Genomic DNA, 267 nt, shown 5'->3' with positions numbered 1-267 from the left:
GTCTCGTGGGCTCGGAGATGTGTATAAGAGACAGCTTTAAATGGAGCAAGTTTTCTTTCTTTTTTTTGCAAAGCATATACAAGGGCAGATGTGACAGACTGTTCAACTAAATGCAAATGATGCAAAATTTGAATAATACTCCATTTATCACGGCGTGGCTTTACATTCACCTCCGTATCATTTAACATTTCAATTTCTGATAACAGCGTGCTTCGTGTAGACTGTAATGAGTGGACTAAAGTTTCTAAACTAACATCCATATTAGAT

General features: G+C 36.7%; 1 protein-coding gene. It reads right to left on the bottom strand.

Annotation, left to right across the window (positions count from 1 at the left end; genetic code table 11):
- A partial coding sequence (locus JDS92_RS30250; RefSeq protein WP_242476062.1) for a DinB family protein occupies positions 1-267 on the bottom strand: 267 nt, incomplete at both ends.

Source organism: Bacillus cereus group sp. N12 (assembly GCF_016483575.1).
Classification (GTDB): Bacteria; Bacillota; Bacilli; order Bacillales; family Bacillaceae_G; genus Bacillus_A; species Bacillus_A toyonensis.
Note: the sequence above shows the minus strand (reverse complement) of the source record. Positions and strands in the feature narration are given on the sequence as shown.